Origin of the sequence: Acinetobacter sp. YH12239 (assembly GCF_013417635.1) — a bacterium.
In the GTDB taxonomy this organism is placed as follows: domain Bacteria; phylum Pseudomonadota; class Gammaproteobacteria; order Pseudomonadales; family Moraxellaceae; genus Acinetobacter.
Genome location: NZ_VPDP01000005.1, coordinates 1 through 19,290 on the forward strand (window position 1 = coordinate 1; position 19,290 = coordinate 19,290).

The 19,290-nt window shown below is 40.2% G+C and carries 15 protein-coding genes; 8 read left to right on the forward strand and 7 right to left on the reverse strand.

Annotated features, from left to right (window positions below; all coding sequences use genetic code 11):
• The first annotated feature begins 534 nt into the window (after positions 1–534).
• The 5 genes from FTV17_RS06110 to FTV17_RS06130 all read left to right on the forward strand — a co-directional run bounded on the left by FTV17_RS06110 (position 535) and on the right by FTV17_RS06130 (position 4,615).
• Positions 535–1,509, forward strand: coding sequence for a VacJ family lipoprotein (locus FTV17_RS06110; protein ID WP_179998596.1), 975 nt, complete (start codon positions 535–537; stop codon positions 1,507–1,509).
• A gap of 117 nt (positions 1,510–1,626) precedes the next feature.
• Positions 1,627–2,595 (forward strand): RsbU family protein phosphatase GigA, encoded by a 969-nt coding sequence (gigA, locus tag FTV17_RS06115; RefSeq protein ID WP_035268527.1) that lies wholly within the window; start codon positions 1,627–1,629, stop codon positions 2,593–2,595.
• A gap of 112 nt (positions 2,596–2,707) precedes the next feature.
• On the forward strand, positions 2,708–3,214 hold the full coding sequence (gene gigB / locus FTV17_RS06120; protein WP_035268529.1) for an anti-anti-sigma factor GigB: 507 nt from the start codon (positions 2,708–2,710) through the stop codon (positions 3,212–3,214).
• Between the two features lie 38 nt (positions 3,215–3,252).
• Positions 3,253–4,080, forward strand: coding sequence for a carbon-nitrogen hydrolase family protein (locus FTV17_RS06125; RefSeq protein WP_179998597.1), 828 nt, complete (start codon positions 3,253–3,255; stop codon positions 4,078–4,080).
• 109 nt (positions 4,081–4,189) lie between these two features.
• A complete protein-coding gene (locus FTV17_RS06130; protein WP_179998598.1) occupies positions 4,190–4,615 on the forward strand; it encodes an organic hydroperoxide resistance protein in 426 nt (141 codons plus the stop codon).
• Positions 4,616–4,844: 229 nt separating this feature from the next.
• Here the strand turns inward: FTV17_RS06130 and gspE are convergent, their stop codons facing one another.
• Positions 4,845–6,332: a type II secretion system ATPase GspE gene (gene gspE / locus FTV17_RS06135; protein WP_035268540.1), complete on the reverse strand. Its 1,488-nt coding sequence runs from the start codon at positions 6,330–6,332 to the stop codon at positions 4,845–4,847.
• A 99-nt stretch (positions 6,333–6,431) separates the two neighbouring features.
• Between gspE and FTV17_RS06140 the strand changes: the two genes are divergently transcribed.
• A complete protein-coding gene (locus tag FTV17_RS06140; protein ID WP_092768367.1) occupies positions 6,432–7,250 on the forward strand; it encodes a hypothetical protein in 819 nt (272 codons plus the stop codon).
• Positions 7,251–7,259: 9 nt separating this feature from the next.
• Complete coding sequence (locus FTV17_RS06145) at positions 7,260–8,177, forward strand: mechanosensitive ion channel family protein (RefSeq protein ID WP_179998599.1); 918 nt, start codon at positions 7,260–7,262, stop codon at positions 8,175–8,177.
• A gap of 29 nt (positions 8,178–8,206) precedes the next feature.
• Here the strand turns inward: FTV17_RS06145 and FTV17_RS06150 are convergent, their stop codons facing one another.
• A complete protein-coding gene (locus FTV17_RS06150) occupies positions 8,207–10,918 on the reverse strand; it encodes a DUF2339 domain-containing protein (protein WP_179998600.1) in 2,712 nt (903 codons plus the stop codon).
• 160 nt (positions 10,919–11,078) lie between these two features.
• On the opposite strand from FTV17_RS06150, the gene polA reads away from it, so the two are divergent.
• Positions 11,079–13,838, forward strand: a complete 2,760-nt coding sequence (gene polA, locus FTV17_RS06155; RefSeq protein ID WP_179998601.1) for a DNA polymerase I — start codon at positions 11,079–11,081, stop codon at positions 13,836–13,838.
• Positions 13,839–13,916: 78 nt separating this feature from the next.
• Here polA and FTV17_RS06160 read toward each other — a convergent pair whose 3' ends face one another.
• The 5 genes from FTV17_RS06160 to ppx form a co-directional block, all read right to left on the reverse strand.
• A complete protein-coding gene (locus tag FTV17_RS06160) occupies positions 13,917–14,465 on the reverse strand; it encodes a YggT family protein (RefSeq protein ID WP_092768361.1) in 549 nt (182 codons plus the stop codon).
• A 23-nt stretch (positions 14,466–14,488) separates the two neighbouring features.
• Positions 14,489–15,319: a pyrroline-5-carboxylate reductase gene (gene proC, locus FTV17_RS06165; RefSeq protein ID WP_179998602.1), complete on the reverse strand. Its 831-nt coding sequence runs from the start codon at positions 15,317–15,319 to the stop codon at positions 14,489–14,491.
• A gap of 21 nt (positions 15,320–15,340) precedes the next feature.
• Positions 15,341–16,693, reverse strand: coding sequence for a tRNA lysidine(34) synthetase TilS (gene tilS / locus FTV17_RS06170; protein ID WP_179998603.1), 1,353 nt, complete (start codon positions 16,691–16,693; stop codon positions 15,341–15,343).
• Positions 16,630–17,454, reverse strand: coding sequence for an acetyl-CoA carboxylase carboxyltransferase subunit alpha (locus FTV17_RS06175; RefSeq protein ID WP_035268558.1), 825 nt, complete (start codon positions 17,452–17,454; stop codon positions 16,630–16,632). Before FTV17_RS06175 ends, tilS begins: the two co-directional genes overlap by 64 nt.
• 67 nt (positions 17,455–17,521) lie before the next feature.
• Entirely contained in the window at positions 17,522–19,042 is a 1,521-nt protein-coding gene (gene ppx / locus FTV17_RS06180; RefSeq protein WP_179998604.1) for an exopolyphosphatase, read from the reverse strand.
• Positions 19,043–19,290: the final 248 nt, after the last annotated feature.

The following is a 19,290-nucleotide window of genomic DNA, read 5'->3' on the forward strand; positions in this document are numbered from 1 at the left end:
TTACTGACAAAAAATTTGCTCAAATAAACTTCGAGTAATTTCTACCATCAATCAATGATAATATATATCGATCAATCAACCAGTAAAAATCCACACAAGTTGTTCTTCATAATCTCTTAATGATCTTCTCAATGCTTCGTCAGCATCAAGCTAGGTCGGCTATATTACGCTTTCTTTTCAGAAAGTCAACTAGAAATGTTAATTTATTTTCTAACTCATTCTCAAAACTTAGATCCAACCTATTCAGCTAAATCCTTGTTTTTCAACAAGTTTTAATCAACATCACCGCCGATGGATGTGCATTCTACAGCATTCCTCTCCCAATGCAACTACTTTTGTAAAATTTAATTATATTTTCTTAACAAGTGATTATATTTTCTACAAAATCACTCTTTTTTCACGGTTAATTCACATTTTTTGTGCAAATATACTTTAGTAAACTGCTTTCAACTCTCGCTATAATGGCGTTATTCTGTTCGCACTTACTATTTATTTAATAAGACTAATATTCAGCTTTTATTCTAGGATGTTTTTATGCAGTACTCTCAATTTCTTTGGGTCAGTATGTTAAGTATTGGTTTAGCTGCACCCGCTTACGCCCAACAACCTGAGATTGCAGGCAATAAAGTTGCTGACGATACTGCATTATCTACATCTGATGAGTTGTCTGCCACAAATGATAATAATCAGCCTTCAGACAACGATACTGCTAACGCCTCAAACCCTGCTTTAGAAAATTCAGTTAATACCAATGGATCTATCAAAGATTTAAAAAATTTAAAAATTGATAACTTCAAAGTCAATGCAACAGCAGCATTACCTGAAAATGAAAAAGATCCACTTCAACCTTTAAACAGACAAATCTATGCATTTAATGATGTTGTCGATCAAAATGTCTTGCGCCCTATAGCTGTGCAGTACGCTGATAAAATTCCAGAACAAGTTAGAGATTCAGTACGTGGCTTCCGAGACAATTTGGGTGAGCCATGGAATGCTGTAAATCAGGTTGCTCAAGGTCGCTTTAAACGTGCCGCACAAACGTTTGGTCGTTTTACATTAAATACAATTACAACGCTTGGTTTCGCTGATCCTGCACGTCGCTTATCTCTTCCGATGGAAGATGAGGATTTTGGAACTACTTTAGGCTATTACGGTGTCCCTTCTGGTCCTTACCTTGTTCTACCCTTTATGGGCCCAAGCACCTTCCGTGATACTGTTGGCCGCGTAGTAGATAGTCAAGCACGCCCTCAAAAATACCTACTCGATGGTCATGATCGTATTTATTATAGTGACTGGGCACTTAGCGCATTAGATACACGTGCTCAACTTTTAGAGATTGAACAAGTCTTGCAAGGTGATAAGTATGCAGCAATGCGTGATGCCTACTTACAACGAAAAAACTATGTTATTGCTGAAAAACGCGGTTTAGAAACGGGTTCTGGACTATTTATTGAAGATGATTTTTCAGATGATGAATCCTTCATGGATGAATCTATCGAATCTGAATAAAAGCCATATGTAAGTTAAAGTCTAAATCTTTTGTTTTTAGACTTTAACTTGGCGTTCGATATAAGTTCGTCTAAGATAGTTTTATAAATAAAGCATTTAGGATTGATTCTTTCATCTATGTATTTCATTCAACCCACTCGTGACATCCATCTTCTAGATAGCGTTCTAGAGGCTCTGCCGAGTTTACAAATGATTCATATAGATGATCTTCATCTTTACGATTCAACCATCATTGCCATTAGTGATGTTAATGATTTTCTGCAATATAAATGGACCCTCCCTACGATCGTGATAGGTCATGCAGATGAGGGACTTCAACTCTCGCAAGCATGGGAACTTGGCGCACTCGCTGGCTGGATTTGGGACCGTCTTCCAAAAGATCTCGCAAAATCGATTGCTAAAATTGAAGCAAAATACAAACGCAATCAGGACAGCCGCGACCTGCCCTCTGCAGCTGAATTACAAAAAAAACTATTACCCAACCCAATCGACCTACTTAATTATAAAGTCGAGACTTTATTTCAACCGTCAGCTTACTTATCTGGTGATTGGTATGATTATTGGAAACTCAGTGATCGTGAAATCTTATTTTATCTCGCGGATGTTTCTGGACATGGTGTAACAAGCTCACTTCTTACCTCTTGGATGGCTGCATTTCACGGTAGATCAAAAACCCCACGAGAACTTCTCAAAAAACTTAATGGCATGCTTTTGCAAGAGAACATTGAAAAGCATATTACAATGATTGCAGGCACATTGAATCTAGAGACCCACCAACTTAAGTGGTCCAGCGCAGGGCATTACCCTCCAGCAATTATTTTTGAACCTAATCAGGATGCTCGTATCCTCAACACCAGCAGTTTCCCCTTAGGTCTTACTGAAGACCTCGAAATTGAAGAGTTTGAATGTACGTTGAATCGTGGAGCTCGTTTTATTATTTGCTCAGATGGTGCGCTTGAACCTTTTGATGGTGGTTTGAATGAACAATTCACCCAATTGGTCTATCACTTGCAAAATCAATCATTCGAAGTTCCTGAACATGTTGCAGATGATATTGCAATACTCAGCTTCCAACGTCTAAATTAATTTAATAATCAATAGTTTAGCTGTTTATAAATCGATCTACGACTGAAGACTACTTGAGTATCGACTTGCGCTATGTGATAATTTTAGCATCCTTTCTGCAAATGGCATTTATATGTCAACAGGTCATGTTGAATATGCAAGCTTGGATGGTACGCACATTTTCAAACTCATTGGAGAAGTGCGCGCTCAATCTTGTATAAGCCTTGATAAATTATTATCTCGGATTGAACAACAACAAAACGTCGTAGGCGCAATTGTTGATTTAACCCAAACTACATTCATAGACAGTACTGTGCTTGGAATCCTCGCAAAACTAGGATTAAAGCTCAAACAAGTGCATCAAGTTCAAGCTGTTATGTTATCTACTAACCCAGATATCACTACACTTGCGAACAGTATGGGTCTTGGTCAGGTTTTCGTAATTTTAAACTATTGCGGAGATCCGAATGTGTGCACGCGCGCTTTATTGGACGAACACATCACACATAATGCAATGCTTTCAACTGTATTAGATGCTCATCGTACATTAATGAAATTAAATGCTGATAACCAAAATATGTTCGAGCCTTTGGTTAAACAATTAGAACAACAACAAGATACCATCGATCACAGCATCTGATATTCTCTTAAGCATACTGAGCGCTTAAGGAGAACCTCATGACAACCTTACTTTCTGTCACCCAAATGAACTCCCAAAATGATATTGAAAATAACTTTCAAGTCATTGAATCATTGTTAGCAAAAAGTAAGAATCAAGGGGCCTCCTTGATCGTTTTCCCGGAGAATTTCGTTTGTTTTGCGGCAGGCAAACAGCGTGAGACTGCTGAACGATTTGAAGAAATACAATCTCGTTTAGAACAACTTGCTCATCAATATCAAATGTGGATTGTTGCTGGGACACTCCCCTGTCCTTTTCGCCCAGACGGCACCATTGTGCCAGATGGTCGTGTCAGAACAACCAGTCTTTGTATTAGCCCTGAAAAGACAGAAGCACGTTATGACAAGATTCATTTATTCGATGTTCAAGTCGGTGATGCGGTAGGTGGATATCAAGAATCTAAGTTTTTTGAACCAGGTGATCAAACCGTCATTGCTAAAACTCCATTTGGCAATATTGGTTTAATGGTCTGCTATGACCTTCGTTTTCCTGAACTTGCTTTAAAGCTGCGCGCACAAGGCGCAAATATTTTAACAGCACCTTCTGCTTTTACTTACACGACAGGTCAAATGCACTGGCAATTACTTTTACAAGCTCGTGCCATGGATAGTCAATGCCAAGTTTTAGGCTCAGCTCAACAAGGGTGGCACGGTGAAAAAAGACAAACCTGGGGTCACTCTGGTGCTGCGAATTCTCGTGGTCAATTGTTAGATATCATCTCTGAAGAAGGTGCTCAAATGATTACAGTTTCGTTTGACATCGATGAACAGAAAAAAATTAGAGAATCGATGCCATTAATTCAGCATCGTAAACTTATTCAGCTTTGACCTGCTCACACATAAAAAATTGAATACCAAGCTTTACAAAATTACCGCTTATCATTCCTTTTAAATCAGAGAGTATAGATATTCACCTATACTCTATCTGGAAGGAATCATGTCATTAGAAAAAGTTGTTTATACCGCACATGCAAAAGCTACTGGTGGGCGTGATGGTCGTGCTACATCATCAGATCAAATTTTAGATGTTCAGCTCGCTGTACCAAAAGAAATGGGTGGTCCCGGTGGTGGAACAAATCCAGAGCAATTATTTGCTGCTGGTTATTCTGCATGTTTCTTAGGTGCGATGAAATTTGTTGCCAACCGCGATAAATTGAAAATCACACCAGATGCTTATATTGAAGGTGAAGTGAGTATTGGTCCTATTCCAACTGGTTTTGGAATAGCAGCCACTTTAAATATTCATCTGGAAGGCTTGGATAAAGAGCAAGCTCAAAAGCTAGTAGATGCTGCTCATATCGTTTGTCCATATTCAAATGCAACACGTGGCAATATTGATGTGACCTTGAATGTGATTGTTTGATCCAGTTGTTTCAATCCTAAAAATCACGCTGATATGCATATTGCATCTCAGCTTTTTTAGCGTTGTAGGTTAAGTTCATGTTAGAACCCATTTAAAATCAGTTGTTTAACCATATAAAAAAAAGCCCTTTCATCTCCGATTGGGCTCTTTTATTGAATCCTCAGCTTTCGGGCTTAATTTCAAATCAGCGCTTCTTCGTTTTATCGAGAATTATTAAATAATCTCTGAATCACTCCGCCGCTTCGTTTGTTACTCGAAGTACTTCCTCTAATGTGCTCTTACCTTCAAGCACCTTTCTTAACCCATCATCACGTATCGAACCTGACTGCTGACGAGCATAGTTTTCAACTTCAAACTCTGCAGCATTCCCATGAATCAGACGGCGCATTCCATCATCAACAGGGACGATTTCATAAATGGCGGTACGACCACTAAAACCTGTATGCGCACAATGTTCACATCCCTCTGGTTGAGGCAGATTGAGTGCAGTACCATCATGGACATTCTTAAAAATTTCTTTTTCAAAATCATCCGCGGCACGCCAACTATGACAATGCGAACACAAAGTACGAACCAATCGTTGCGCAATCACACCAATTAAAGAACTCGATAGAAGGAATGGCTCAATCCCCATGTCTTTTAAACGCGTCACTGCACCAATCGCAGTATTGGTATGCAAAGTCGACAATACCAAGTGACCCGTCAAGGATGCTTGCACAGCAATTTCTGCAGTTTCTAAATCTCGGATCTCCCCCACCATTACCACATCTGGATCTTGACGAAGCATCGCTTTCAATGCACGAGCAAATGTCATATCCACTTTAGTGTTAACCTGGGTTTGTCCAATACCTTCAAGTTGATATTCAATTGGATCTTCCGCGGTCAAAATATTCTTAGATCCGTCATTTAAATCTGAGAGTGCAGCATAAAGTGTCGTCGTTTTACCAGAACCTGTCGGTCCAGTCACGAGAATGATACCGTGAGGACGATGCACTAATTGGGTTAATCGCTCGTAATCATCTTTCATCAGACCCAAATGGGTCATATTTAAACGACCTGCTTGCTTATCTAAAAGACGCATTACTACGCGCTCACCATGTGAAGAGGGTAAAGTCGAAACACGGACATCCACCTCACGACCTGCCAGTCGTAAAGAGATACGACCATCCTGAGGTATTCGCTTTTCAGCAATATCAAGTTTTGCCATTACTTTAATACGTGAAACCAACAATGGGGCAAGTTCACGACGTGGTTGCACGATTTCTCGAAGTTGCCCATCAACACGTAAACGAACTGATAACTTTTTTTCAAAAGCTTCAATATGTATATCTGATGCACTCACTCGAATGGCTTCGGACAATAATGCGTTAATCAATCTAACAATCGGAGCATCGTCTTCCTGATCCATCAGATCTTCTGCTTCAGGTACTTGATCGGCTAAACTTAAGAGGTCAGGATGATCTTCTAAACCAGCAGCCACTTGCTGAGACTCGCCTGTCTCACCAGCATAGCTTGAACTGAGTAACTGACTAAAATCTTGTTCAGTCGCCAATTGATATTGGGCCGTACGCCCCACGTAACGGCGTGCTTCTTGCAAAGCAACCAAAGCAGTATCTTGACGACGGACAATAAAAACTTGATCCCCTTCATAACGCAACAAAACGCCATGCTTTTTTGCAAAACTATACGGTATTTGTATTTGTTTAAGTACTTGCATAAGGGATGATAATCATGATTAAAATTACCTCGAGTGTACTCTAAGCATTTGACAGCGTGAAGACAGTTTTTTAATGAATTTATTTAAGGATATTCCCTATTGTCTCTAGATCAGAAACTTGAGCAAAACCCTTCGACTTTAAGATGGTGGGGTGAGCAGCATTTTGAACTCAATCAAGTGCGTGCTTGGCAATTTGGTTCATTGCTCTTTCGACTCACTCGTGGCTTACAAGAATGGCGCATGGAGTACTACCGTCCTCAAATTCAATACGACTACGAACAAAAGTGGCAGGAAATGGATGACCCCCATTTTTCATTTCCTCGGCCAGTACATGTTGAACGTTACATGTTCAGGGAAACTCACCCTAAAATTCAATTGATACCACGTCTTGCAGATCGATCTGTCGTGATTCGTCCTGTAGACCCAATTTACATTCCAGCTGGTCAACGTGGCACGCTTTATATTAGTACCCCTCTGTGGCTTTCAGGTTATGTCGAAAGTCAAAAGACCCCATTATTCGATATACCGGTCATTATGCCTAAAGATACATGGTTCGGTCCTGATCAACGCAGTGGTGAAATGTGTTACGCCACTTCAGTTGATGGTCGAACAGAACTCAAACAACTTCGACCACGTGCATTTCGTGCAGTCACTCCAATTGACTTTCACAATGTCAGTGGACATCAACTCCGTTTCGATCGAATGAATGTACCTGTTCCTGCTCTGCCTTTGTTTTATAGTGAAAGTACCGAGCGATTATGGACGTCGCAAATTAAAGTCATTCACGAAGGGATGGATCGACCAGCACGTATTCGTATTGAAAATCGCACCCCACCATTGGCTGGTGATGTAATTTATGTCAATCCAGCACGCGCCCCAGGTAGTACTTTATTTAACATGTTTGATTCATTCTTCTAAGGGGGGCATATGGCAGATAGTCTTACCGGTACCATTGCTGATAGCCTCAAAAGTATATTTACCAATATCAATACAGATCGCTTAACTGAAATTATTATTGCGATTGTGCTTTGCTTTATTGGATTCCTTTTTGCTCGAGTCGTTTCCAATACTTTTGTGAGAACGATCGGTGCCAAATTTAATGCTCATCAGCGTTTGGTATGGCGGCGCGGTATTTTTTATTTTATTTTCCTCATCTTTGTGATGGCGAGTTTAAAAGAAGCAGGTTTTAAATTAAGTGTATTTCTTGGTGCCGCTGGTATTTTGACCGTAGCGCTGGGTTTTGCCTCTCAAACCTCTGCGACTAACTTAATCAGTGGTTTATTCTTGATTGGTGAAGGTTCTTTTGAAATTGGTGACACCATTCAAATTACGTTAATTCGCGGACATACCATCGAAGGCGAAGTGATCTCCATTGATTTACTATCTGTCAAATTACTGACTCAAGATAATGTCTATGTCCGTTTACCTAATGAGCAATTAATTCGTGCTCCCGTACATAACCTTTCTAAATTCCCGATACGGCGCATCCCTATTACACTCGCAATCAACTTTCATGAAGACATCATTAAAGTACGAGAAGTTTTGTTAAAGGTGGCGAACAGCTATCCTTTAGTGTTAGCAGATCCTAAACCTGCTGTAACGGTAACCGCATTTCGTGAATCTTCAATCGAATTGTTATTCGCCATTTGGTGCCAACAGGAAAACTTTTTGAAAGTGCGTGATGAAATGCAAGAGCGGATTCGAAATGGTTTTGTTGATCACCATATTGAAATTCCTGTACCTAAAATGGGTTTTGTTGACCGCCCTCCACAACCCTCGTTAACAGATGAGGAAATAGACCAATACGCCAATGATAAGGAAATCAAAAGAGAGCCTAAAATATAATGAATTAAGGTTAATGCTTGATCTCAGGATCAAGCATTAGTCTCTTCTACTCGATTTTGCTCTGGCGCTGGGGCGATGTACGCAATAATCAGCATCAATCCTCCCGCGCCTAAAAATGATAAAACTCGACTTAGAGTGCCGATATGGGATAAATCTAACAACACCAACTTAAAAGTCACGATCGCCAAAATACTTGCACCAAACATCCATACCACTCGATTATGGATGACAGCGGCATATTTCATCACAATGAATGCCATGACCACCCACAATAATGTCAACGCCAATTGCACTGCAGAATCTTGCCAAATGATCCACTGGTTATAAGGTGTAGCAAAATAAAAATGTAAGGCTCTAAGAAGTACATAACTACTTACCCATAGCACAGCGAGTAATATCAAGAATGCGCCAAGTGTTCGCTCTAGCCCCATTCTGATTTGACTGCGAAGCACCTGAATAAGTACCCACAAACCAGTCAAACTGACGACATCAATAGGATTTAAGATTGGGATAAAATATTTCCAAAAGGGTTCTACCACCCAAATTTGTGAGCTGACAATCCAGCACAACAATAAAATGAGGCTAGTCTTAGTTAACCAAAGCTTATTCAAGTCTGTTGTTTTAGAAACACTATAGCCATAAAGTATCAACGGTAAAAGAACAGCTCCCATCATAGGTGACATTGAAACTACACCCACACTGGCACAAGCTAAAGAAGCGAGTCCACCAAAAGCGATCCATTCATTTTCATACTGAGCATTTGAAATTGGTTTTAACCACAGATAGCTCAGGACCAAACAAGCCAAGATAAACAAGCCTTGCTCACCAAATGATTGCCAGACGATGACACCTTGAGTGTATTGATCGATCAGCATAATAGCTGCGAACATTACAATAGAAATCAGCCCCAACCATTTTGGTAATAACCATGACCATGAGACTACTTGGCGCGGTTGTAAGACTAAATTAGCAGCAAAATAAATCGCAGTTGTGAATGCAAGTGTGTAGATTAATCTCATCGGTTCACTAAAACTTTCCACACCTTGATAAAGCAGTAAAAGACTCCCAAAAAAAGAAAAAATAGACAGGAAAATTTTATCTGACAGTGTCAGCTGTTTTCGATAACGCATAACAACATTGGAGACCACAATCGCAAGGATATAACTTAGACCTAGTAACCATGGGATGATATTTGGAATTGATGCTAACTCGATCAAATAGTATAAATACGAAAAAAATCCAACTGCTAACAACGCATAACCTAATGTTCGCCCTACCCTAAACTCACGATGCAAGCCCCAAATTAAAATAAGAAGTCCTTCAATGATCCACCCGATCACACTCCATGCTTGTGGAATCAAGATCGGCGGGATAAAACTTAGAAAAATAAAACCTAACATTAAATAATTTTGTTTAATCGCCGTATCAAATTTTGCGTGCTGCACAACTTTAAAAATCGCAAAGTGAGTCAATGCAAAACCCAAACACAAGGCAATTTGAACCGATGTTTGATCTAAATACATAAGATGTAAAAATGCATATGCGACCAAGGGACTGACATAAATCAATGCGGAGTCAATAATACGCTGACCTAAATGAGCTTGATTTTGATGTGTAGCGAGCTGGTTAAATCTGAAACCCGACCAAATAAATACACTCGCATGTGCAATAACTAGACAGGATAAAACGAATCTCTCTGCAACACCGCCATTCAAAAAGGCATAACCACCACCGATAACAATAATGAGCAGCAACGCTATTTGAGTGATTATTTTCCATGGATGTAATGTACAAATTACACCTACAACACAATTGACCGCTAGATAATAAGACAGTAATTGAGCTGAGGAAAAATCTGCATGAGGTAATGTGAACGGTGCAATATAAGCAACCAAAACTCCCATCAGGGAAAGCTCCACTGACCGCTGTTTTAAAATCAGTATGACCAACGACAGCATGCTCAAGCTGTAAAGCGTAATCGTATTAATGAGATTTAACAGATCATAGTGATAAGCAAATAGAATACTTAATAACAATCCCGCAAAACCCAGTCCTTGTAAAGCAAGACCAAAGCCGCGGTTTTTTTTCTGTATATGATAACCAAAGGCAACACATAGGACGGCGATGACAGCAACAGCCAAAAGTTTGATTGAAAGACTTAAGGTCCAATGTTCAACCATATATCTCAATAATAAGACGACCCCAATCACCAGGACAGTAATCGCAACTTTCAGGACAGGATTCCCATGAAAGATCCATCGTCTGATTTGCGCCCCAAAACCAAAATCATCCTGCTGATTTGTCTGGATTACCTCTGAATCTTGTAAAATACTTGGGGTGCTGGTCTGATCGTCTCGATCTTGTTTGATCAGTTTTTCCTGCAGAGCACTGATTTGAATTAATCGACCCTCAAGTTGACGCAACCAGTTTAGAAAAAAATAAATCCAGAGTGTTAAACCCAACCCAACCAACCATGTCCAATCGAACAAACTGCCAATTAATGCAAGAAATGAAGAAATATATAAGGGCAATCGTGATGTATTCTGCTTTGAATAATGAGTCTGTTGCTCAATGTTGGTAAGCGGTTTTTCAACATGATGGGCATATTGCATAACACTTATGATCAATGCAGCAACACATAAAAACGTAATGATCGGCAACGCTAGAACCCAAGCACTGATCGCTACTATGATGAGTAGCATCAACCAAATCATTTTTATTTCACTATGTTGCTTCAGCATATACATCATTCCTTTTTAACTAGATTGATGATACCTCAGCAAGAATTGGCATTTTGCGTTTTTCATCGCATATTCTGTACACTTGATTGCAAATCTTGTATCAGCGCAACTGCTGAAAATCACGTACAATAAAAAAGTTAATTGGATTAGGAACGTTTCAATGCCACCATTTGTCTTGGTCGATGGGTCATATTTTTTATTTCGTGCTTATCACGCACTACCACCGCTAACGACGTCAACAGGTTTACAAACCAACGCAATTCGCGGAGCTATTTCTGCTATCCAAAAATTAATGCGTCGTGTTCAACCTACACACATGGCTGTCATTTTTGACACACCTGAACCAACTTTCCGTCATCAACTTTCCCCAATATATAAAGGGGATCGACCGAGCATGCCTGACGAACTCGCTCAACAAATTCCATATTTACATAATTTAATTCGCGCTTTAGGTATCCCACTCCATGCCATTCCAGGCGCGGAAGCCGATGATATCATCGGTACGCTGGCAAAACGTGCAGAAAAAGAAGGCTATCAAGTCTTGATTTCCACAGGCGATAAAGACATGGCTCAATTGGTCACGGACAAAGTGACACTTGAAGACAGTTTTAAAGACAAGCCGATGGATGTGAATGGCGTTTTTGAAAAGTTTGGTGTTTGGCCGAACCAAATTATTGATTATTTAACCCTCATGGGAGATGCCTCTGACGGCATCATGGGCGTTCCTGGTATCGGGGCAAAGACTGCGGCTAAACTGCTGAATGAATATGGTTCAATAGGCGGCATTCTTGAAAATGTCGATAAAATTAAAGGCAAAGTAGGCCAAAATATTAAAGACAATGCAGATGGTATTGCGCTAGATCATCAACTAGCAAGTATTGTTTGTGACTTAGACATGAATCTGACCTACGATGATCTTAAACTCCGAGATCCAAATGTTGCAGAGTTACGTCAGCTTTACACCGAACTTGAGTTTAGAAATCAACTTCAGTCTTTAGATCATCCCAACAATCCAAATAGTGCTGCGTATAAACAATCAAGTCAAGTTGTCGCAAAATCGAGTACTGCAACATCGAAAATCGAAGACCAAGCGGTTCAGACTAGTGTAGATGATCAGCTTGGCGAGGCAACTTACCATACCGTTTTAACACCAGCGGATTGGGAAAAACTCTTTCAAAGATTGACTACTGAGAAACGCTTTGCTTTCGATACTGAAACCACAAGTTTAGATTATCGTGTTGCAGAGATGGTAGGCTTCTCTGTGGCATTTGATGCCCAAGATGCATATTACGTTCCGCTTGCTCACGATTATGAAGGTGCTCCAGAGCAATTGGATCGCGACGCTATTCTTGCGCAAATCAAACCAATTTTAGAAAACGCTGAGATTGAGAAGATTGGTCATCATTTAAAATATGATGCTCATATTCTCGAAAATCATGGAATTCATTTACAAGGCTGGTACTTTGACACCATGCTCGCCTCGTACGTGCTCAATGCTGTGGCGACGCGCCATGGTATGGATGACGTTGCGCGCGTTTATCTTAGCCACTTAACCACCACTTACGAACAAGTGGCGGGCAAAGGTGCTAAACAAAAAACCTTTAATCAAATTGAAATCGAAACAGCAGCGCATTATGCCGCTGAAGATGCCCATGTAACCTATCGTTTGTATGAGGTATTGGAGCGTAAGCTTAAAGAAATCCCAGAGCTTCTCAATATTCTTCATCAAATCGAAATGCCGACAGCTGCAGTTCTGACGACGATGGAAGAAAATGGAATTCAGCTCGATTTGAGTTTCCTCGATCAATTGGGTCAAGAATTTTCTAATACAATTCTAGAGTTAGAAAATCAGATTATCGAAATCGCGGGTCAACCCTTCAATGTCAGCTCACCTAAGCAGGTGGGTGATATTCTTTTTGATAAGTTAGGTTTAAAAGGTGGTAAGAAAACTTCAACAGGTCAATACAGTACCAGCGAAAGCATTCTTGAGAAAATTGATCACCCGATCGCTGCACTTATTTTAGAATATCGTGGCTTGTCTAAATTAAAAAGTACCTATACTGACGGTTTAATCAAACAAGCCAATAACGAAAGTCATCGTGTTCATACCAGCTACCATCAAGCTTTAACCGCAACTGGACGATTATCTTCTACTGATCCTAATCTTCAGAATATTCCAATTCGTGAAGAGATCGGTCGTCAAATCCGAAAAGCTTTTGTTGCACCTGAAGGTCGGGTTTTACTTGCTGCCGATTACTCACAAATTGAACTACGTCTTATGGCACATTTTTCACAAGATGAGGCTTTAGTTGACGCGTTTAATCACGGCCAAGATGTTCATCGCCGTACTGCTGCAGAAGTATTAAATATTGCTTTGGATGATGTAACCAATGATCAACGTCGCCAAGCCAAGGCAGTCAACTTTGGATTACTTTATGGCATGTCTGAGTTTGGTTTAACACGTCAGTTGGGATTCACACGCGAAGAATCTCAAAATTACATTAAACAATATTTCCATCGCTATCCTGGCATTTATGAATATATGCAACGCACACGACAAGTCGCATTAGAACAAGGCTTTGTTGAAACCATTACAGGGCGACGCTTATACACCCCAGATATCGATGCGCGCAATATGATGATTCGAAAGGCAGCTGAACGCGCTGCAATTAATGCGCCTCTTCAAGGTTCTGCTGCGGAGATTATCAAAATGGCAATGATCGAAGTAGATAAAATTTTACCTAAAGCTCAGGCCAAATTATTATTGCAAGTTCACGATGAATTAGTGTTTGAGGTAGATGAAGCGATTGCTGACGAGATCGCTATTAAAATCGCAGATGCAATGCAAGGTGTTGTTCAACTCTCTGTGCCACTTGTTGTTGAAGTCGGCAAAGGGAAAAACTGGGGCGAAGCGCACTAACTCCTAAGATTCTTAAATTATAAAAAAGGACTCATTTGAGTCCTTTTTTATAAAATTGTTAAAATCCGTAATCTAGATTTAACCAATTGATTTCAACATGATTTCAGCAATATAAAGTGTAAAGAATGCAAGGATTGGAGATAGATCAATCATCCCTAAATTTGGCATTACTTTACGGAATGGTGCCAACATCGGTTCAGCTAATTCTTGAATCACTTCTATATACGGTGAACGTGTTTGTGAAAACATCAAAATCCAACTACATATGATGTAAGCGAACAGTAAATATTTAAGAATTGAAATTAATGCCTGCAACATTGAAAGTACTGTTGAACCAATAAAGTACAATGCATCGCCTGTTGGTAAGGCATTTAAATATTTATAGCCAAATACCTTAAGAAAATACAACAACACGATCAGCACTAAAGCTGCTAGGTTTACACGCCCCTGTGCCACAGTTGGCAAGATTCGTCCAAATACATCTACGATTTTAGTTGCTTTCACTGTGGAGAGCACAACAGGATTATATGGACTGACTGCCGCCAATTGCATTAAAAAACGGAAAAATACCAATAAAATCGCAACATTAATGATAATGTCAAAAAATAGCGCAGAGTTCGCACCCATACTTCAATTTTCCTAAAATTTAGTTATTTAGAACTATCACTTAATTCCTGAGCGAGCTCCTGACTGCGTTTTTTTGCAGCCGCAAGAGCAGCCTGAATATTCTGTGAAATTTGCGCTCGATCAAAAACTTCCAAGGCTGCTTGAGTTGTACCATTTGGTGATGTCACATTTTTACGCAGTTCAGATGGCGTATTAGAACTGGTGATCGCCATTTGCGCAGCACCGAGAGCTGTTTGTAGCGTTAAGGCTGTTGCAGTTTTCTCATCCAAGCCTAAATTTTTCCCAGCACGAATCATACTTTCCATCATATAGAAGAAATACGCTGGACCTGAACCCGATACCGCAGTTACTGCATCAATTTGCTCTTCTGAGTTTACCCAAAGTGTTAAGCCTGTTGCAGCTAAAATCTGACTTGCCAATTCACGCTTTGCTTGATCAACAACGTCATGTGCATATAAACCATGGGCACCTGTTTGAACCAATGCAGGTGTATTAGGCATGACACGAACGATAAACTCCGTCCCCGTTAATGCAGCAATCGTTGCAATTTCAGCCCCTGCTACAATCGAAACAATTAACTTATTCTCAAATTTACCTTTTAACGGTTTAAGGACTTGTGCCAGTACTTGTGGTTTCACCGCCAGAACAACAACATCAGCATTTTGGATCGCGTCTTCATTATTGTCTGTAACTTGAATTTCTTTTTCTTTTAATAACTCTCTCACACGTTCTACAGGATCGGAAACTGTAATACGCGTTGTTGGTAAACCACGACTAATCAACCCTCCAATTAGGGCTTGAGCCATATTACCACCACCAATGAAACAAATATTACAGTTTAACGCAACACTCATGAACGACTCTCAACCTTGATTTTATAGCGATGAAACTAACTTTGGCTGCCAACCACCGACTTCACAATACTCTGATTCAGCCAGCCAAAACCCTTTTGGCGTGAAAACACCAAGCATAACATTATCTAAGCTTAAAATTTGAATAGTATGACGCTTCCATGGAAAAATTTGTGCCTCTTGAATTGCTTTTTTTAATGGCCATTTCCCCACACGTCCATGCAAATGGACTTTTTCCCCACCTTGACGATAATGCAATGTCAAAGGCTGATTTAAAAGTTCTATACGCAGACCATACTCTTGCTGATGTTGGCAGATCTTAAATTGACCCGAAGCTAAATTTACAACATGCTGGATTTCAAATTTTATTTCTGAATCAGTTGTATTTGATGCTGCTAAGTATTCATCCTTAGGAACTCGATATAAGATATTTTGGAAACGAACATAATATTGTCCATTCCAATGCAATGCTGCTTGTGCATCAGGTTTCGCCAAAATAACTTCTTCAGTCAACCGCTCTACCATCTCAAATGCAGGACGGTATTGGTCTTGTCCTTTCATCCAATTGGATAAAAGTTGTCTTCTTCTTGCTAAACTTAATTGATTGAGTTGTCGTAAATCTAGATGATCATCATCGCCACAGAATGCCAAATCCTGTTGTAAAACCTCTTGCAAAATTTCATTCGCATCTTGCATCAGCACACTGGTTCTCACAATCGCCTGTTGCATTTTAGGGAATCGGCTTTGCAAAATATTCCAAAGCTCATGACGACACCAAGCTCGATCATAATGCGTATCAAAATTGGTCGGGTCATCCACGTAGGGCAATTCGAGTTGCTCTACCCATTGGCAAATCTGCTCACGACTTAGATTCAATAATGGTCGCCAAATAATGATGTCTTCACGTGAATCTAATAATTTCATCGCGGACAACCCCTGTATTCCAGCACCAGAGAACAAACGTAATAATACGGTCTCAGCTTGATCCTGCTGATGATGTGCCAGTACTAAAATATCTGTGTCGGATAAATGATGTTTAAAAGCTTGATAACGTGCTGCTCGAGCTTGCTGTTCCAAATTCCCTTCAGCAACTTGAACTGTCTCGAGAACCACAGGGATGTGCGCTGCCATACAAAATTGATGGACGAATTCAGCCCATTCCTGATTTGCAGATTGCAACTGGTGGTTAATATTAATCGCACGGATTTTTTGGGGAATTAATTGAGACATGACATACAGCAACAGCATGGAATCCATGCCGCCACTGCATCCCACTAAGAACGTGTGTTCATCATCAAATTTGGCAATTTGTTTTAAGAAGCTAGACCTGAATTGTCGCTGCCAAACTTCATTAAACGTTGGTAACGTGCTTCGCATCTTGCATTTGCATCCATTGGAACAAGCTCATCAAGTGCAGCTTGTAACACATGTTTTAATTTATCCATGACTACGTCTGGCTGAAGATGAGCACCCTCACCTTCATCTACAACATACTCAACAATACCAAGTTCTTTCAGTTTATCTGCAGTGAGTGCAAGTGCTTCACTCGCTTGCTCAGCTTTTTCAGCAGTTTTCCAAAGAATTGAGGCACAACCTTCAGGTGAAATCACAGAGTAAATACTGTGAGAAAGCATAATCACACGATCTGCAACGCCAATGCCTAATGCGCCGCCAGAACCACCCTCGCCTAGAACAGTCGCGATGACAGGTACTTTTAAACTTGAGAGTTGAGCTAGACTCGTAGCAATTGCTTCTGCTTGTCCACGCTCTTCAGCACCTACACCAGGGTATGCACCCATGGTGTCAATAAATGTGAAAACTGGAAGATTAAATCGTTCAGCCATATCAAGTAAACGCTGAGACTTGCGATAGCCTTCTGGATTACTCATCCCAAAATTATGCTGTAACTTTTCACGTGTACTACGACCACGATGTTGACCAACCACCATCACAGCCTGACCATTAAAACGTGCTAAACCGCCAACCATTGCACCATCATCACCATATAAACGGTCACCATGAAGTGCATCAAATTCTGTAAAAATTTCGCTCACATAATCTAAAAATTGTGGGCGATCTGGATGACGCGCAATTTGAACCGTTTTCCATGCTTTAGATTGAGCAGCTTTATTTTTCATAAGTCGATGAATATCCCTAAATTAACTATGACGTAGTTAACTAATAAAATTCGCTTATCAGCTTCTGTTAGCCAATAAATTGTTCCGACTGAATATTCAAAACGATATCCCAATGTTTAAATTGCACCTGCTCATCATGCAGCTCTGCAACCAACAAAGGCCATTGTTTTGCATCACCAGAAACTTTCAGTTGCCATTGTTGCTCATCTAATATCTTTAATTCAATGGCAGGAAGCATCTCATCGCTTCGGCTGTGATTCAGCAAAATTGCGAGACGAAGGAGCAAACATAGATAGACAAGTTTAATTCCACCGACTTTCGTCACATCATTTTTTGCTTCAGCACGCAATTTACGGCGATGATGAGCGACCAAATGTGACAAATGATTTTGATCAATTTGTGAAAAACCAGCAATGTCAGAATGCTGAAGCAAATATGCGCCGTGACGATGATAACCACTATGACTAATCGCTAAACCTATTTCATGAAGATAAGCTGCTCGACGTAGCAAATCACTATCGTCATTATTTAGACCAAGCGTTCCTGCCACGCTATCAAATAATTGTTGAGCCGTTTCAACAACACGCTCTGCTTGTTTTTGATCAGCACCATAACGCCCCATCAAGGCTTGTACGCTACGATCTCGAATATCTTCATGCTGGAAACGCCCGAGTAAATCGTACATTACACCTTCTCGTAAGGCGCCATCTGAATAGACCAGCTTATCAACTTGAAGAACTTCAAATACAGCGTATAAAATCGCAATACCCGCAGGTAGGACTGCACGACGATCTTCCTTAAGACCCTCGAATTCCATGTCTGCAATATGCTTGTATTTGAGTAACTTATCTTTAAGTTTTTCCAAGCCTTCTCGCGTCAAGTTTTCCTGATCATCGCTCCAACCCATATTTACCGCAATTTGACGACAAGCTTTAATGGTTCCACTTGAACCAACAACAGTATCCCATCCTGCCGCACGGTAAGTAGTCGCGATACCCGAGATTTCTTTGCGTGCGGCAGTCACCGCACGATCGAAAGCTTTTGGATTAATATCGCCGTCTGCAAAATAGGCCTTCGTAAATGCAACGCATCCCATTTGCACGGATTCAGTATGAATCGGCTCAAACTCTTCACCAATGATTAACTCGGTCGAGCCACCACCAATATCAATCACCAAACGGCGACCGCTGTTCGCCATAGTATGTGATACACCTAAATAAATTAAGCGTGCTTCTTCACGACCAGCAATAATTTCAATAGGTTTAGGCAGAATTTCAGCTGCTTTTTGAATGAATTCATGCCCATTTTTAGCTTGGCGCAAAGCATTGGTGGCCACAATTCTTAAACGATTCGATTGGACTGAACTTAGGCGCCCTACAAATCGAGCCAAGCATGCTAAACCACGTTGTTGAGCAGCTTCTGTCAAATTTTTATTTTCATCTAAACCTGCGGCCAATTGGACCTTTTCAGACATCGATGCGACTTTTTTTACCTCACCATGATCAACTCGAGCAATCGCCAAGTGGAAGCTGTTTGAGCCCATATCAATGGCTGCAAGGAGTTCTTCATCAATCAAAAAATCAGACATTGTTGCGCTAAGTTCAACCAGAATTGTGCCTAGATTAATTCACATAACTGTAATTTAAAAGCCATTTATTTAGTCAATTTAACGACTATTTAAAAAATCATCATATATGACAATTGTGTTACACCGATCATGGGAATCGTGAGCATCAATTAGACATTTACAGAATTTAGTCCGAAAATAAACCCTATCCCCTACTTTGTTAAAGTGGTCTATGTAATACTTATATACATAGATAGACCGTTTTCAAA

Excerpts from the sequence above, each read along its gene's own strand:
- FTV17_RS06110 (WP_179998596.1), top strand. The coding sequence starts at position 535 with ATGCAGTACTCTCAATTTCTTTGGGTCAGTATGTTAAGTATTGGTTTA.
- gigA (WP_035268527.1), top strand. The coding sequence starts at position 1,627 with ATGTATTTCATTCAACCCACTCGTGACATCCATCTTCTAGATAGCGTT.
- gigB (WP_035268529.1), top strand. The coding sequence starts at position 2,708 with ATGTCAACAGGTCATGTTGAATATGCAAGCTTGGATGGTACGCACATT.
- FTV17_RS06125 (WP_179998597.1), top strand. The coding sequence starts at position 3,253 with ATGACAACCTTACTTTCTGTCACCCAAATGAACTCCCAAAATGATATT.
- FTV17_RS06130 (WP_179998598.1), top strand. The coding sequence starts at position 4,190 with ATGTCATTAGAAAAAGTTGTTTATACCGCACATGCAAAAGCTACTGGT.
- gspE (WP_035268540.1), bottom strand. The coding sequence starts at position 6,332 with ATGCAAGTACTTAAACAAATACAAATACCGTATAGTTTTGCAAAAAAG.
- FTV17_RS06145 (WP_179998599.1), top strand. The coding sequence starts at position 7,260 with ATGGCAGATAGTCTTACCGGTACCATTGCTGATAGCCTCAAAAGTATA.
- FTV17_RS06150 (WP_179998600.1), bottom strand. The coding sequence starts at position 10,918 with ATGCTGAAGCAACATAGTGAAATAAAAATGATTTGGTTGATGCTACTC.
- polA (WP_179998601.1), top strand. The coding sequence starts at position 11,079 with ATGCCACCATTTGTCTTGGTCGATGGGTCATATTTTTTATTTCGTGCT.
- FTV17_RS06160 (WP_092768361.1), bottom strand. The coding sequence starts at position 14,465 with ATGGGTGCGAACTCTGCGCTATTTTTTGACATTATCATTAATGTTGCG.
- proC (WP_179998602.1), bottom strand. The coding sequence starts at position 15,319 with ATGAGTGTTGCGTTAAACTGTAATATTTGTTTCATTGGTGGTGGTAAT.
- tilS (WP_179998603.1), bottom strand. The coding sequence starts at position 16,693 with ATGCGAAGCACGTTACCAACGTTTAATGAAGTTTGGCAGCGACAATTC.
- FTV17_RS06175 (WP_035268558.1), bottom strand. The coding sequence starts at position 17,454 with ATGAAAAATAAAGCTGCTCAATCTAAAGCATGGAAAACGGTTCAAATT.
- ppx (WP_179998604.1), bottom strand. The coding sequence starts at position 19,042 with ATGTCTGATTTTTTGATTGATGAAGAACTCCTTGCAGCCATTGATATG.